Annotated in this window: 14 protein-coding genes; 8 read left to right on the plus strand and 6 right to left on the minus strand. The window is 64.7% G+C overall.

The window, feature by feature from the left end:
* Position 1 precedes the first annotated feature (1 nt).
* From GQA94_RS15545 to GQA94_RS15570, 6 genes are all read left to right on the plus strand, one after another.
* Complete coding sequence (locus tag GQA94_RS15545) at positions 2-1,183, plus strand: acetyl-CoA C-acetyltransferase (protein ID WP_158188871.1); 1,182 nt, start codon at positions 2-4, stop codon at positions 1,181-1,183.
* A gap of 167 nt (positions 1,184-1,350) precedes the next feature.
* The gene (locus tag GQA94_RS15550; RefSeq protein ID WP_158188872.1) at positions 1,351-2,691 is read left to right on the plus strand and encodes a short-chain fatty acid transporter; all 1,341 of its coding nucleotides are present in this window, start codon (positions 1,351-1,353) and stop codon (positions 2,689-2,691) included.
* Positions 2,692-3,223: 532 nt separating this feature from the next.
* Positions 3,224-4,762, plus strand: coding sequence for an MBOAT family O-acyltransferase (locus GQA94_RS15555; protein ID WP_158188873.1), 1,539 nt, complete (start codon positions 3,224-3,226; stop codon positions 4,760-4,762).
* Between the two features lie 17 nt (positions 4,763-4,779).
* Entirely contained in the window at positions 4,780-6,699 is a 1,920-nt protein-coding gene (locus GQA94_RS15560; protein ID WP_158188874.1) for an HAD-IIIC family phosphatase, read from the plus strand.
* Positions 6,696-6,944 (plus strand): acyl carrier protein, encoded by a 249-nt coding sequence (locus GQA94_RS15565; protein ID WP_158188875.1) that lies wholly within the window; start codon positions 6,696-6,698, stop codon positions 6,942-6,944. Before GQA94_RS15560 ends, GQA94_RS15565 begins: the two co-directional genes overlap by 4 nt.
* A gap of 2 nt (positions 6,945-6,946) precedes the next feature.
* Positions 6,947-8,014 carry a hypothetical protein gene (locus tag GQA94_RS15570; protein WP_233270171.1) on the plus strand — a complete coding sequence of 356 codons (1,068 nt, stop codon included), beginning with the start codon at positions 6,947-6,949 and terminating at the stop codon, positions 8,012-8,014.
* Positions 8,015-8,060: 46 nt separating this feature from the next.
* On the opposite strand, the gene fahA is transcribed toward GQA94_RS15570, so the two are convergent.
* Positions 8,061-9,368: a fumarylacetoacetase gene (gene fahA, locus GQA94_RS15575; RefSeq protein WP_158188876.1), complete on the minus strand. Its 1,308-nt coding sequence runs from the start codon at positions 9,366-9,368 to the stop codon at positions 8,061-8,063.
* A 1-nt stretch (position 9,369) separates the two neighbouring features.
* Complete coding sequence (hmgA, locus tag GQA94_RS15580; protein ID WP_158188877.1) at positions 9,370-10,674, minus strand: homogentisate 1,2-dioxygenase; 1,305 nt, start codon at positions 10,672-10,674, stop codon at positions 9,370-9,372.
* Between the two features lie 110 nt (positions 10,675-10,784).
* On the opposite strand from hmgA, the gene GQA94_RS15585 reads away from it, so the two are divergent.
* Complete coding sequence (locus GQA94_RS15585; protein ID WP_158188878.1) at positions 10,785-11,564, plus strand: IclR family transcriptional regulator; 780 nt, start codon at positions 10,785-10,787, stop codon at positions 11,562-11,564.
* Between the two features lie 53 nt (positions 11,565-11,617).
* Here the strand turns inward: GQA94_RS15585 and GQA94_RS15590 are convergent, their stop codons facing one another.
* From GQA94_RS15590 to GQA94_RS15600, 3 genes are all read right to left on the minus strand, one after another.
* Complete coding sequence (locus GQA94_RS15590; RefSeq protein WP_158188879.1) at positions 11,618-11,827, minus strand: hypothetical protein; 210 nt, start codon at positions 11,825-11,827, stop codon at positions 11,618-11,620.
* Between the two features lie 95 nt (positions 11,828-11,922).
* Positions 11,923-12,837, minus strand: coding sequence for an AraC family transcriptional regulator (locus GQA94_RS15595; RefSeq protein WP_158188880.1), 915 nt, complete (start codon positions 12,835-12,837; stop codon positions 11,923-11,925).
* A gap of 221 nt (positions 12,838-13,058) precedes the next feature.
* Entirely contained in the window at positions 13,059-13,979 is a 921-nt protein-coding gene (locus GQA94_RS15600; protein WP_158188881.1) for a pirin family protein, read from the minus strand.
* Positions 13,980-14,081: 102 nt separating this feature from the next.
* On the opposite strand from GQA94_RS15600, the gene GQA94_RS15605 reads away from it, so the two are divergent.
* Complete coding sequence (locus tag GQA94_RS15605) at positions 14,082-15,005, plus strand: LysR family transcriptional regulator (protein WP_158188882.1); 924 nt, start codon at positions 14,082-14,084, stop codon at positions 15,003-15,005.
* Between the two features lie 67 nt (positions 15,006-15,072).
* Here the strand turns inward: GQA94_RS15605 and GQA94_RS15610 are convergent, their stop codons facing one another.
* Positions 15,073-15,501 carry a DoxX family protein gene (locus GQA94_RS15610; protein ID WP_158188883.1) on the minus strand — a complete coding sequence of 143 codons (429 nt, stop codon included), beginning with the start codon at positions 15,499-15,501 and terminating at the stop codon, positions 15,073-15,075.
* Between the last annotated feature and the right edge of the window lie 18 nt (positions 15,502-15,519).

Genomic DNA, 15,519 nt, shown 5'->3' on the forward strand with positions numbered 1-15,519 from the left:
CATGCAAGACGTCGTTATCGTAGCGGCCACCCGAACCGCCATCGGCACCTTCCAGGGTGCTCTGGCCCCGATTCCCGCGCCCGATCTGGGCGCAGCGGTGATCAAGCGTCTGCTCGAGCAGACCGGACTTGCACCCTCCGAAGTCGACGAAGTGATCCTCGGCCAGGTATTGACCGCCGGGGCCGGTCAGAACCCCGCGCGCCAGGCCTCGGTCAAGGCCGGCCTGCCTCACGCGGTGCCGTCCTTCACGCTGAACAAGGTGTGCGGGTCCGGCCTCAAGGCGCTGCATCTGGCCACGCAGGCGATCCGTTGCGGCGACGCCCAGGTGATCATCGCAGGCGGCCAGGAAAACATGAGCCTGGCGCCCTACGTGTTGCCCAAGGCCCGCACCGGCCTGCGCATGGGGCATGCCGAACTGGTCGACTCGATGATCAGCGATGGGCTGTGGGATGCCTTCAATGATTTCCACATGGGCATCACCGCCGAGAATCTGGCGGAAAAATACGGCATCGACCGCGAAGCGCAGGACGCCTTCGCCGCCGCGTCACAACAGAAAGCGGTAGCCGCCATCGAGGCCGGCCGTTTCGAGGACGAGATCACGCCCATCGAGATTCCACAGCGCAAAGGCGAGCCACTGCGTTTCGACACCGACGAGCAACCGCGTGCCGGCACCACCGCCGAATCGCTGGCCCGCCTCAAACCCGCGTTCAAGCAGGACGGTTCGGTTACCGCCGGCAATGCCTCCAGCCTCAACGACGGCGCCGCTGCGGTACTGCTGATGAGTGCCGACAAGGCCAAGGCGCTCGGTCTGCCCGTGCTCGCCCGGATCAAGGCCTACGCCAATGCCGGCGTGGACCCGGCCATCATGGGCATCGCGCCGGTCGCGGCAACCCGACGCTGCCTGGACAAGGCCGGCTGGACGCTGGACCAGGTCGATCTGATCGAGGCCAATGAAGCCTTTGCCGCTCAGGCGCTGTCGGTCGGCCAGGAGCTGGGCTGGGACGCCAACAAGGTCAACGTCAATGGCGGCGCGATTGCTCTGGGCCATCCCATCGGGGCCTCAGGCTGCCGGATCCTGGTCACGCTGTTGCACGAAATGATTCGTCGCGGCGCGAACAAGGGGCTCGCCACGCTGTGCATCGGCGGCGGCCAGGGCGTCGCGTTGGCATTGGAACGCGACTGACAGACCACCGGACGCGGCTCAAGCGGGCCAGCGATCCCTCGCTGCGCGCCATGCCGCCGTCCAGCAGCGACAGTCGAAGCGACATCATTTACAGCAACACTCGTCAGGCCGCAGCAGTGTCGGTGCGGCCGGCGATACCAAAAAGAAAAACAACACAGGACTCAACGATGCTCCACTCCATCACCGCAATGAGCGTGAAACTGGTTCAGCGCTACCTGCCCTCGCCTTTCGTATTCGCCATTCTGCTGAGCCTCATCGTGCTCGCCGCCAGCATGCTGGTAACGGGCCAGGGCCTGCCTGCCATGGCCCGGCATTGGGGCAGCGGCTTCTGGAACCTGCTGACCTTTGCCATGCAAATGGCGCTGATTCTGGTCACCGGACATGCCCTGGCCAGTGCGCCCCTGATCCATCGGCTGCTCGCCCGCCTGGCACGCGCCGCCAGGACGCCCGGCCGCGCCGTGGTCCTGGTTACCTTGGTTGCGCTCGCCGGCTCCTGGATCAACTGGGGCTTTGGCCTGGTCATCGGTGCGGTGTTCGCCCGCGCCCTGGCACGCGAGGTCAAGGGGGTCGACTACCCGTTGCTGGTAGCGGCCGCGTACTCGGGCTTCCTTATCTGGCATGGCGGGTTGTCCGGCTCGATTCCACTGTCGCTGGCAACCGGCGGCGCGGACCTGGAACGTATGAGCGGTGGCGTGGTAACCGCCGCGATCGGGGTTGGCGACACCCTGTTCACGACCCTGAACCTGACCATCATCGCCCTGCTCGTCATCGGCCTGCCCCTGCTCAACTGGGCCATGCACCCGACCCAACCGAAGGTCGCCGACCCGGCACTGCTGCTCGATCCCGAACATGAGCCCCTGCCTCGCGGCACCCTGGCCCAGCGACTGGACGACAGCCGCATCCTGAACCTGATCATCGTTGCGCTGGGCGCCGTGTACTTCGGCTATTACTTTGCCGAGAACGGCTTCGCGCTGACGTTGAACATCGTCATCGGCCTGTTCCTGTTCATCGGGCTGGCGCTGCACGGCTCGCCGGAGCGCTACATGCGTGCCGTGCAGGACGGCATCGGCGGCATCAGTGGGATCGTCATCCAGTTCCCTTTCTACGCCGGGATCATGGGCATGATGGTCGGCGCCAATGCCGACGGGCTGTCGCTGGGCAAGCAGATCACTGACACCTTCGTCGCCTGGTCGTCCGCCGATACCTTCCCGGTACTGGCCTTCCTCAGCGCCGGCCTGGTCAACGTCTTCGTGCCGTCCGGCGGCGGTCAGTGGGCCGTACAAGGGCCGATCATGCTGCCGGCCGGCCAGGCGCTCGGCGTGGCGCCGGCGGTCACGGCCATGGCCATCGCCTGGGGCGATGCCTGGACCAACATGATCCAGCCGTTCTGGGCGCTGCCGATCCTCGGCATCGTTGGCCTTGGCGCGCGCGACATCATGGGCTACTGCCTGCTGATGCTGGTGTATTCCGGTCTGGTGATTTCCGGCTGCCTGTACTTTCTCGGCTGAAACAAGGGCCGGTACCACTCGGTGCCGGCCCTGCTCCGCATTCCCCCTGGCGCCCCGGCCGCCGTGCGTGAGTGGGCCGTGTAAACGCCTCGACGAATGGCCATCCGACCGAAGGTGCGGCAGCGCCGATACCGCGTCTGGATCGCCGCGCCGCCATCAGCGTTGACGCCGCGGCCTCGTGCAAAATCGACATCCCTGTCGCCAGCAGTCCGCCTCGTCACGCCCAGAACCCGCCCGTCTGAAATCGCCGTTTCGCTTATTTTCGCCGACAAACCCATCCGTCCGCCCGATTATCGGGACCAGATGAACGGCGAAACTTTTTCTTACATTCTCCAGTCGCATATGACAGATCAGGCACAACGTCCGCGCCAGGACGAGCCTGTTAGCCAAGCGACACCGTTGAAGATGGGCAATGGGATGTGAGCCTGCAGCGTACCGCGTCGACGGCAATCGCCGACGCATCGGGGCTCACTGTGCAGACGTCGCCCCGAGACAGGGCGGCACCGGAGACTCAGGGACAGGGAAAAGGACGATGCTCTTCAACTCCGTGGTGTTCATCGCCGGATTTCTTCCGGTCGTTCTACTGGGTTTCATCCTCCTCGCCGGCACGGGCAGGCAACGCTACGCCGCCATCTGGCTGACGCTCGCGTCGCTGGTGTTCTACGGCTGGTGGAACCCTGCCTACGTGCCGCTGCTGGTAGGCAGCATGGTCTTCAACTATCTGGTCGGCGGGTTTCTGATGCGCCGGCCGTCGCGGCTGATGCTGGTGTTCGGCGTTGCCGCCAATGTCGCCCTGTTGGGTTATTACAAATACACGGGATTTCTGTTCGGCACGATCGACAGCGCCTTCGGCCTGGGCTGGTCGGTGGGCGACATCGTGCTGCCGCTGGCGATTTCGTTTTTCACATTCCAGCAGATTGCCTATCTGGTCGACGCTCATGATGGCGAGGTCACCGAGCATGACTTCGTCAATTACTGCCTGTTCATCAGCTTTTTCGCACAACTGATCGCCGGTCCCATCACCCATCACGGTGAAATGCTCAGGCAGTTCAAGGACGACAGCACGTTCCGGCCCCGGATTGACAATATTTCGCTGGGGCTCACGGTGTTCCTGCTCGGCCTGTTCAAGAAGGTGATCATCGCCGATCCCCTGGGTGCGCAAGCATCGCCGATCTTCGCGGTCGCTGCCGACGGCAGTGTGCCGGCGCTGTACGATGCCTGGTTCGGGGCCCTCACCTACACGCTGCAGATCTACTTCGACTTCTCCGGCTACAGCGACATGGCTATCGGCCTTGGCCTGCTGTTTGGCCTGCGGCTGCCGGTCAATTTCAACAGCCCGTTCAAGGCGCACAACGTGATCGACTACTGGTCACGCTGGCATATGACGCTGACGCGGTTTCTCACCGCCTATCTCTACAACCCCATCGTCATGCGGATTACCCGCTCGCGCATGGCCACCGGCAAGCCGCTGCCGCGGCGGGGCAAGATGAGTCTCGGCACCTTCCTGGTACTGGTCGCCTATCCGACCGTGCTGACAATGTTCATCTCCGGCGTCTGGCACGGCGCCGGTTGGCAGTTCGTGGTGTTCGGCCTGCTGCATGGCTTCTATCTGGTGGTCGCGCACGGCTTTCGTGCCTTCAAGGCACGCCAGGGACTGCCGCTGGACAGCGACCGATTCATGCATCGCGCCGGGGCCGTGCTGCTGACGTTTCTCTGCGTCGTCGTTGCCATGGTGTTCTTTCGCGCCGACAGCGTGTCCGCGGCGATGGCCATGCTCGCCGGGATGGCCGGGCTGAGCGAGCAGACCACCAAGTTCGACAAATCCGATTTCTTCGCCGTGGCGATGCTGCTGGCCTTCGTCTGGTTGATGCCTAACGTGCAGCAATGGATGGCGCACTTCCGCACGGCGCTGGATGCGCAGCCGCGGGAAAACTGGCTGCTGCGCTGGTTTCCGATCGCCATGTGGAGCCCGACCCCGGTGATCGGCGTGGCCATTGGTGTGCTCGGCTTCTTCGCGCTGGCCGTGGCGTTCTCCGTGGCCCCTACCGAGTTTCTCTACTTCCAGTTCTGACAAGGAGTCGACCGCGAATGGATCAGTTGCTCTGGCTACCCCCGCACCCCGACCTCGGCGCCGCCATCGGCGAAGCGAAGCGTGATCCGGACCCACTTGCGCGCCTCGCAAAGGCCGCACGACTCGCGGGCTACCGCCGCGATTTCACTCAGACAATCCGCCTGGACCGACTGGCGAACGAAGCCCTGCGCTGCGTGGCAGACAGCGACGCGACTGCCCTGGGCTTGAGGCCGTTGCGCGTCGCCCTGCTTTCTTCGCATACGGTAGAGCATCTGGTTCCGGCGATCAGGGTCGCGGGCTTGCAGCGCCGCCTGGCGCTTTCGATCCAGGTGGCGCCCTACGGCATGTATCGCCAGGCGCTGTTGATGGACGATGCCGCGCTCAGCGCCTTCGCGCCGCAGGTGGTGGTACTGGCGCTCGACGCGCGCGATGCCCCCTTGCAGCTGCCACTCGACGCGACGCTGGCCGATGTCGATGCCGCCATCGCGGAACGAATCGGCGAACTGCGCCTGCTCTGGCGCCGCGCACGCGAGCGCTTCGCCGCGCACGTCGTGCAGCAGACACTGGTCCCGGTGGACCCGCCGATCTTCGGCGCCTTCGAGGGGCTGGTTCCGGCCTCGCCCTATGCGCTGGTGGACCGGTTGAACGCCGCCATCCGCTCCGCTGCGCGCGAAGATGGCGTGCTACTGATGGATCTGGCGTGGGAGGCGGCGCGTGGCAGTTACGGCGATGGCCTCGGCGAACCGGTGCGCTGGCATCAGGCCAAGCAACTCGTCAGCCCCAACCTGGCACCGCTGTACGGCGATCAACTGGCCCGGGTTGCCGCGGCGAGTGTCGGCCTGGCGCGCAAGTGCCTGGTGCTGGATCTGGACAACACCCTGTGGGGCGGCGTGGTCGGTGACGACGGCGTCGACGGCATTCAGCTCGGTCACGGCTCGCCCAGCGGCGAGGCCTTCCTTGCCTTTCAGCGCTATGCCGCACTGCTGGCACGCCGCGGGATCATCCTCGCGGTGTGCAGCAAGAACGAGCTGAGCGTCGCCGAGGCGGCATTCGACCATCCTGAAATGGCGCTCAAGCGCAGTGACATCGCCGCGTTCGTCGCCAACTGGGACGACAAGGCCGGCAATCTGCGGCGCATCGCCGCCATGCTGGATATCGGCCTGGACAGCCTGGTCTTCGTCGACGACAACCCGGCCGAGCGGGACATCGTACGTCGCGAGCTTCCGGACGTCGCGGTCCCCGAACTCCCGGAAGACGTCGCCGATTACCCCGCGCGGGTGGCGGCGGCCGGTTACTTCGAGGCGGTTTCGTTCACCTCCGACGACACGACCCGCAGCCAGAACTACATCCTCAATGCCGCGCGCAAGGCGGCCATGAGCCAGGCCACCGACATGGACGGCTACCTGCGTGGACTGCAGATGGTACTGACCGCCACCCCCATCGGCGCCGCCGAACTGGCCCGCAGTACCCAGCTGATCAACAAGACAAATCAGTTCAATCTCACCACCCGCCGCTACAGCGAGGCGGAAGTCGAACGCATCGCCCGCGACCCGCGCTCGGTTGCCCTGGCGATCCGCCTGGCCGACAAGTTCGGTGATAACGGCCTGATCAGCGTGGTACTGGCGCGCCCCGACGAAGCCCTGGCCGTCGATGAGCTGCTGATCGACAGTTGGCTGATGAGCTGTCGCGTGCTTGGACGCCAGGTCGAGCACGCCGTACTGGAGGTGCTTGCCAGCGCGGCAGTTGCGGCGGGCTACAACGCCCTGATCGGCGAGTATCGGCCGACCGAACGCAACGGCATGGTCGCCGAACACTATCCACGGCTGGGCTTCGCTCAGCATCCAACGTCAGGGGCTGCCGTCACGCAGGCGACCTTCTGGCGCTATGACCTTCACGCCGCGCGTAATCCCCACCACTTCATCGAGGTTGAAGCATGACCGAAGCAGACGTACTCAAGACACTCACCCCGGTTTTCCACGACGTATTCGACGATGACAGCATCGTCCTGTCCCCGGAAATGACCGCCAACGACATCGACGGCTGGGACAGCCAGACCCATGTGATGCTGACCGTCGCGGCGGAGCAACGCTTCGGTATCAAGTTCAGAACGGCGGAACTGGAGTCGCTGCGCAACGTCGGCCAATTCGCCCAGGTCATCTGCGCCAAGCTCGAAGGAAAATAGCCATGGCCCATACCGCAGAATTCCCCAGGGACGGGAACGCCGCCGATAGTGGAAGAACACGCACGGCCAGCGTGCCGGGCCAGGTGCGTTCGCGGTATCTGTTGTCTCTGTTCGCCGGTCTGTTCGGTGCGCTGGCACTGTTCTGCCTGTTGCTGCTGGGCCTGGATCGAACCGGCAATCTGCCGCCGCCAGCGTTTTCCAACAACCTGTGCGTCGATGAAAAACTCAGCTTCATGCGGGATAACCCGGTCCGTTCGCCGAACCTGCTGGTGATAGGCTCTTCGGTGGCGTGGCGCCATGTGGATGGCCACGTACTGACCCAGGCGTTACCGGAGATTCGCCCGCTGAACGGCGCCTTCTGCGGCCTGTTCGCCAATCAGGCCACCTACGCCGGGCACTGGCTGCTCGACCGCGAGCCCACCATCCGCAGCGTAGTGATGATCGCCGACCCTCAGGATTTCGCGGGCTGCTGGCGGGTCCCCACGGCGGTATTCAACCGCGAACACGTGGACCCATACGTTTACGAGGATGCCTCCCGCTGGGGCTACTACATGCGCTATTTCTCGCCGCGATCGCTGGCGCGTAACGCACTTACGGTCAAGGCGCAGCGCGCCGGGCGGGTCGAATGGGACCCACTGGTGTTCGACCGCTTCGGCGACGGCCCGCTTGCGACGGCCAATACCCGACAGCTGCTGTATGGTCGCCCGGAGCCGCTGGACCGTCATTGTTTCGACGCGTTGAGAGCGATGAGCGCACGGCTGCAGCAGGAAGGCCGGCAACTGATGGTCGTCTCCACGCCGCTGCACCCGCAATGGAAGGAAAAATACGACCCGGACGGCACCTTTCTCGCCGAATTCGACAGGCATATCCTCGACAGCCTGAGCGCCACGGGCGGAACTTACTGGAACGCCGACAAGGACTGGAGCACGCCCGTGACCTCATTTGTCGATGCGGTGCACCTGCGCTGGTCGGCCGCTCAGCTGTTCTCTGCCGCCCTGGCCGAGCAGATGCGCAAGGCGGCGACCGGACCGCTGCCACCGCCCGCCCAGGGAACCGCCGGGATACCCTGAGCGCACAGGCCGCAGCGCGCGACTGCCCTGCGACGCGCTCTGACCGTCAGCCTGAAGCCGGCAGCACCCGACCGCGGCACTCACCGAACCCGATCGAGGCATGACCCTCGCGTCGGCAACGGGCCTTGAGGATGACCTCGTCGCCGTCTTCCAGGAAGGTCCGGGTTTCACCACTGGGCAGCTCCAACGCCTGTTTGCCGCCCTGGGTGATCTCCAGAAGGCTGCCACAGCTGTCCGTGGTTTCGCCTGACAGGGTGCCGGAGCCGAACAGATCGCCCGGTTGCAGGCTGCAGCCGTTGACACTGTGGTGAGCCACCATCTGCGCCACCGTCCAGTACATGTTCTTCGTGCTGCTCAACGTGATGCGTTGCGGCGCCAGGCCCCGGTTGCGCATGGTTTCGGTCAGCAGCAGGACTTCCAGTTCGATGTCCAACGCGCCGTGTTGCTGATCCCTCTCGTCATAGAGGTACGCCAGGGGTCGCGGGTCGCCTTCGGCTCGCGCTGGCTGCGCGCAACGAAACGGCTCCAGCGCTTCAGGCATCACCACCCAGGGCGACACGCTGGTGGCGAAGCTCTTGGACAGGAACGGGCCCAGGGGCTGGTATTCCCAGGCTTGCAGGTCGCGTGCGGACCAGTCGTTAAGCAGACAGAAACCGGCCACGTGCCCGCTCGCGTCGCCGATTGCAATCGGCTCGCCGCGCGCATTACCCGGACCGATCCAGATGCCCAGCTCCAGTTCGTGGTCGAGCCGCTTGCTCGGGCCGAAGCTCGGTTCGCTGGCCCCCGGCGGCAGGGTCTGGCCGTTGGGACGTTTGACGCAGGCCCCGGAGACATCGATGGTCGAGGCGCGCCCGTGGTAGCCGATGGGCACGTACTTGTAGTTCGGCAGCAACGGGTTATCCGGCCGGAACAGCTTGCCGACGTTGTTGGCGTGGTGAATGCCAACGTAAAAGTCGGTGTAATCGCCGACCTTGGCCGGCAGATGCATCCGGCACTGGCTCATGGGGTGCAGCAGCGTCTCGCCCATGCCTTGCAGGCGCTCGCGCTGCGCACTGGCTTCGCCGAGCAGTGCCGGCAGCGCTACACGCAACGCCTTGCGGGCCGGGGCACCCAGCGCGAAGAATGCGTTGAGGCTACCCGCGCTGGCGGCTTTCGCGGCGTCTAGCGCCTGTCCGTCGAACAGCCCCGCGTCGCAGGCGGCCTTCAAATCGAGGATGAAGTCACCGATGGCGACGCCACCGCGTGGCTCGCCGCCGTCACGGCTGAACACGCCCAACGGCAGGTTGGCCAGGGGAAAATCCGGATGGCCGTTGGCCGACTCGACCCAGCTGTGGAGTTCTGTCTGTGCGCTCATGTCATTTCTCGTTCTTGTCGAAAGTCTTGTCCAGGCCGGTCCAGCAGCGGTCGTAGTCACTCTGCAACTGCGGGCTTTGCAGCGCCTGGCGCGTGGGGCGAAGCACCTGGCCGGTTTCGAACATGAAGGCCATGGTGTTCTCGATCTTGTGCGGTCTGAGTTCGGCGCGGATCGCCTGTTCAGTCGAAACGTGATCCGGCCCGTGCGCGCTCATGCAATTGTGCAGCGAGGCGCCGCCCGGCGAGAAACCGTCGGCCTTTGCATCGTAGGCCCCGTCGATCAGGCCCATGAACTCGTTCATCAGGTTGCGATGGAACCATGGCGGGCGGAAGGTGCTTTCCGCCACCATCCAGCGCGGCGGGAAGATCACGAAATCGATGTTGGCCACCCCATCGATGGCGCTCGGCGAGGTCAGCATGGTGAAGATCGACGGATCGGGATGATCGAAGCTGACCGTGCCAATGGTATTGAAGCGGCGCAGATCGTATTTGTAGGGCACGTTGTTGCCGTGCCAGGCGACCACGTCCAACGGTGAGTGGTCCAGCTCGGTGCTCCAGAGCTCGCCGAGAAACTTCTGCACCAGGCGCACCGGCTCGTCACGCTCCTCGAACTGCGCGACCGGCGCGAGAAAGTCGCGCGGATTGGCCAGACCGTTGCTGCCGATCGGACCAAGCTCCGGCAGACGCAGCGCGCAACCGTGGTTTTCGCAGACGTAGCCACGCGCGGTCGCGTCCCGCAGCTCGACCCGGAACCGCATGCCTCGCGGGATCACCGCGATCTCCAGCGGCCCCACTTCCAGCACGCCCAGCTCGGTCACCAGTCTCAGCCCGCCCTGCTGTGGCACGAGCAGGAGCTCGCCATCGGCATCGAAGAATACCCGCTCCATCGACGCGTTTGCCGCATAGCGGTAGATGCTCGCGCCTGCCGGATGGCCGGGCTCGGCGTTCGCAGCCACGCACCTCAACCCATCGAGAAAATCCGTCGCCGCCTCTGGAAAGGGCTCCGGGTTCCAGCGCAGGCGATTGGGCGTGACCGGTCCCAGGTCGCTGTCGAGCTGCCGGTCCATGCGCTGGAACGGGCCGTGATTGGCCGAGGGCCGGATGCGATACAGCCAGGTCCGCCGGGCTTCACTGCGTGCAACGGTGAACGCCGTACCGGAGAGCAGTTCGGTGTAGAGGCCGTACGGGACCCGCTGCGGCGAGTTCTGGCCGACCGGCAGCGCACCCGGCAAGGCCTCGCTGCTGAACTGGTTTCCAAAACCGGACTGGTACGCAGGGCGTTCGCTGAGTTGTCGTGGGGGTTGCATAGCCGCCTCTCTTTTAGCGTAATGCGTTTACGCAAAAAGTAATTTGAACTCCCCCGTGCGTCAAGCTATAAACAGCGCCTTCATCAGCACGGCCGGACAACGGGACATTCATGGCAGACAGCAACGCGGACACGGCGCCTCGGCGACAGAAAGTACAGGCCGCCGAGGTGGGCACGGACATCCTCACGGCATTGGCCGAGCTGGCTCCCGCGACCTCGCTGTCGCGCCTGGCCGAGCACGTCGGCATGCCGGCCAGCAAGGTCCATCGTTACCTGCAAGCGCTGATCGCCAGCGGCTTTGCCGAGCAGGACCCGTCGACCAACCACTACGGGTTGGGCCGCGCCGCCTTGTTCGTTGGCCTGGCGGCGCTGGGGCGACTGGACGTGGTGAAACTGGCCACTCCGCATCTGGCGCAATTGCGCGACGAACTCAACGAGACCTGTTTTCTGGCGGTATGGGGTAATCGCGGCCCGGCCGTCGTGCACGTCGAACAGGCCGTGCGCGCCGTGACGCTGGTCACCCAGGTGGGCTCGGTGCTGCCGCTGCTGGGCTCGTCCACCGGGCTGGTGTTCAACGCGTTCATGCCCAACGCCGAAACGGCCCCGCTGCGTGAGCAGGAGATGAAACTGCCCGCCGCCCCTGCCGCCGATGCGCTGTTGGCCACCATGAACGCACTGCAACGCACCCACATCCAGTCGGTGCACGGCCTGCTGATGGCCGGCGTAAACGCGCTCTCCGCGCCGTTATTCAGCGGTGATCGCCGGCTGGCAGGCGTCATCACGGTAGTCGGCACCGAACCCGGCTTCATGGCCGAAGCCGACGGCGAAGCGGCCAGACGCCTGCTCGACGTGGCACGATCGATCAGCGCGAGGATGGGGGCGCAGCTGTAGCAGCAGAAGAAAAAAAGCCCAGCACCACGACTGGGCTCGTTCATCGCAACCGATCAAGGCAGCGGATTGCCGAGGCCCGGCTCGTTCGGGTCGGCGTCCGCTGGATCATTCGGCCGGCCAGAAGGTCCGGTGCCCTGGCCGGAGCCCGGCTGGACGTCCGGGTTGTCGGTAACGAAGTCGGGCGTGGGGGAATGGCTGGGGTTCTGGTCCTGCCCCGGCACGGGCTGCTGGTCATGGGGCCTGTCAAGCGGATCGATACTCATGAAACACCTCCGGCTGAGCCGCCAATGGCTCAGGGCATTGGAACCCGGTTACGCCCGCTTGGTGCTGCCCGCATGTCGCATGAAGGCCGCGAGCATCAAGCGGTGCTGCGCATGCGCGCCAGATCCCGCGAGGGTGCGAATCCGAACTGTCGACTGTACTCCCGGCTGAATTGGGACGGGCTTTCATAACCGACTCGGTAACACGCGCTCGATACATCCAGTCCTTCGTCGAAAAGCAGCCGACGGGCTTCCTGGAGCCGAAGCTGTTTCTGGTATTGCAGCGGGCTCATCGCGGTCACGGCTTTGAAACGGTGGTGAAAGGTCGAGGTGCCGAGGTTGACCAGCCGTGCAAGGTCGTCGACACAAAGCGGCTCGGCGAAATGATGGTTGAGCCATTCGATGGCACGCGTGACACGGTGGGTCTGGGTATCCGAGATCGCCATCTGGTACAGCCGGCCGCCCTGTTCACCGCGCAGCAATCTATAGTGGATTTCGCGCAGCGCGAGGGGCGCAAGCGCACCGATGTCCGCCGGTGTATCCAACAAGCGAGCCAGACGGTGCATGGCATCGAGCAAGGAAACGTCGACGCGGTCCAGGAAAAGACCGCGACCCGGCGTGCCGTCAGGCACCGCGCTTGGGCTGATATCCGCAATGAGCTGGGCCACCTCGCTCGGATTGATATCGAGCCGCAAACACAGGTAGGGCTTTTCGACGCTCGCCTCGATGACTTGCCCGGACAGCGGGAGGGTTACCGACACGACCAGGTAATTCAACGGATCGTAGGTATAGCACTCGTCCCACAGACGGACCTCCTTGCGACCCTGGACCATCACGCACAACCCAGGTTGGTGCAGCATGTGGACAAGGTCGGTGGTGGTGTCGGACCGGATCAGATGCAGCGCGCCAATCGCCGATGCGAACAGCCCGTTGCCAGGCGTATGCCGAAGCATCAGTTCGACCAGGGAAGCAAGGCGGCGATCGATCTCGAGGCAGTCGTTGGGGACGTTCATCAAGGCGGCTCCGGCAGTCGTGGTGCTGGCTATCGGTTCGCGCACGCAGCGCGCTCCGATTGGCCATCCGCCCGTGGGTCCAGCCGACCCTGGGCTTTGGTCCGATTAGACGCTCAGGTTAGCGTCGAAACCTGCCGGGCGGTATGCGATACGTGCCGCGGACATGCCTGATCCTGCTCATCGGCACGGCGACCGGACGTTGCCTCAGCTGCCGCAGCGCCTTACTGCTTGAAGCGCCAGCGGACCTGAGAGTCGTCCGGCAACGGGATGTAGTCGTCATCGCCGGGGATCTCGGCAAAGCGCCGCGCGCGCCAATCCTCAGCGGCCTGATGAATGCGCTCGGGCCGGCTGGAGACGAAATTCCAGTAAATATGGCGACGCCCGTCCAACGGCTCGCCTCCGAGCAACATCAGCCGAGCGGCCGCTGGCGCCTGGATGACGATATCGCTGCCCGGACGCAGCACGACCAGTTGGTCGGCGCCGAAGCGCCCCGTCTGGCCAGCGATCTCGACGTCGCCGAAGACCACATAAAGCGCGCGCTCGGTATGCTCGGCCGATAGGCGATAGCGTGCACCGGGCTGCAATTGCAGATCGGCATAGAACAGATCGGAGAAGGTCTGGGTCGATGCCCGAAGCCCTTCGTGCGCGCCTGCCAGCAACCGCAGCGACACCCCATCACCCTCCAGTGTCGGAAGCGAGGGCACGGTGAGGTGTTGAAAACCCGGCTCGGTCTCCTCATGTGCTTCAGGCAAGGCCAGCCAGGCCTGCAAACCCATGAGCGTACCGCCACTGGCGCGCACCGGGTCGCTGGAGCGCTCGGAATGGACGATGCCGCTGCCGGCGGTCATCAGGTTGAGCTCACCGGCCTGCAGTTGCTGGACATGACCGGCGCTGTCGCGGTGCAGCATTTCGCCTTCCAGCAGGTAGCTCATGGTCGACAGGCCGATATGCGGATGCGGCCGTGTATCGACGCCCTCCCCCGGCCCGTAGACCACCGGCCCGAAGCTGTCGAGAAAGATGAACGGGCCAACCATTCGACGCTTCGCCGAAGGCAACGCACGACGCACATCCAAACCGCCGATGTCGCGTACGTTGGGCAGGATGATTTGCTCGATCGATGGGCCTGTGGTGTGCAAGGTCATGGCAGGTCTCGCTGAATGGAGGGTGAGTAAGGCTCACTCTACGCCCGCTGGCTTGTTCGCAAAACACGGATAATATGCATCGAAACGTTCGAGGAATTGGAAATGATCTCAAACCCCGGCACGCCCACGCTCGACCAGTTGAGGGTGTTTCTCACCGTCGTGGATGTGGGCAGTTTCGCCGGCGCCGCACGCAAGCTGCACCGCGCCACCTCGGTGGTGAGCTATTCGATCGCCAACCTGGAAATGCAATTGGGTGTCAGCCTGTTCGACCGCAAGACCACCCGCAAACCGCAACTGACCGATGCGGGGCGCACGGTGCTGGCCGAGGCGCGCACCATCTATAACGGCATCGACGGGCTGCGTGCCAAGGTACGCGGCCTGCTGCAGGGTCTGGAAGCCGAGGTGCATCTGGTGCTCGATGTGATGCTGCCGAGCGAACGCGTGGTAGATGCGCTCAAGACCTTCCGCGAGCAGTTCCCGACGGTCACGCTTCACCTGCATATGGAGGCGCTTGGTGGAGTGACGCAACGCGTGCTCGAACGGGGCGCCTCGCTCGGCGTCAGTGGCCCGTTGACCCTGAGCATCGACGGGCTCGAACGCATCGGCGCCGGCAAGGTGGCCTTGATACCCGTGGCGGCCCCCACGCATCCGCTGGCCACTACCGGGCCGCACGCGCCGGGTGCCGCGCGCGAACATACCCAGCTGGTACTGACGGACCGCTCCAGGCTCACCGCCGATCAGGAGTTTGCCGTAATCGGGACGCGAACCTGGCGGTTAGCCGACCTGGGCGCCAAGCACATGCTGCTTCGCGAGGGCGTCGGCTGGGGCAACATGCCGGAGCCCATGGTGCGCGATGACCTGGCCAGTGGCCGTCTGATCCGTCTGGATCTGCCCGACCGCTTCGAAGGCGATTACGTATTCGATGTCATCTATCGTACCGACACGCCGCCAGGACCGGCGGCGAGCTGGCTCATCGAACGCTTCCGTGACCAGGTGCAGCCCCCCGGCGAGTCGCCCTCTGCCTGAGGCCATCGCGCTGCTTGATCCGCCCGCGCATGATCAGGCCAACGGCGACGCCTCGAGCGACAGCGAATCAGCGGCGGCGCGCGTCGAGACTGAATCGACCTGCCCCGAACGCCACCACTTGCAACAACCCACCCGCCATCGCGAGGTTCTTGAAAAAGTGGATGAACTGGTTCTGGTCGCCTAACTGATTATGGAACGCAAGCGCCGTCACCACGCTGAACAGCGCCAGGCCACCGGCCACCAGGCGCGTCCGGTAACCGAGCACCAGTGCCAGGCCACCGACCAGTTCGACGACAATCGCCAGCGTGAGCGCCAGCATCGGGAACGGCAGCCCGACAGATTCGATGTAACCGATCATCCCGGCCGGCGCGCTGGCCTTGGACAGGCCCGACAGAATGAATATGGCACTGAGCAAAATGCGTCCCGCGAGGGCTGCAGAAGCAGGGACAGCACTGGAATGCAGCGAGGCGTGGGAGCTTGCGATCGAAGGGGTCATTTGAATGCGATTCCTCTT

This window comes from Stutzerimonas stutzeri (genome assembly GCF_009789555.1).
In the GTDB taxonomy this organism is placed as follows: Bacteria; Pseudomonadota; Gammaproteobacteria; order Pseudomonadales; family Pseudomonadaceae; genus Stutzerimonas; species Stutzerimonas stutzeri_R.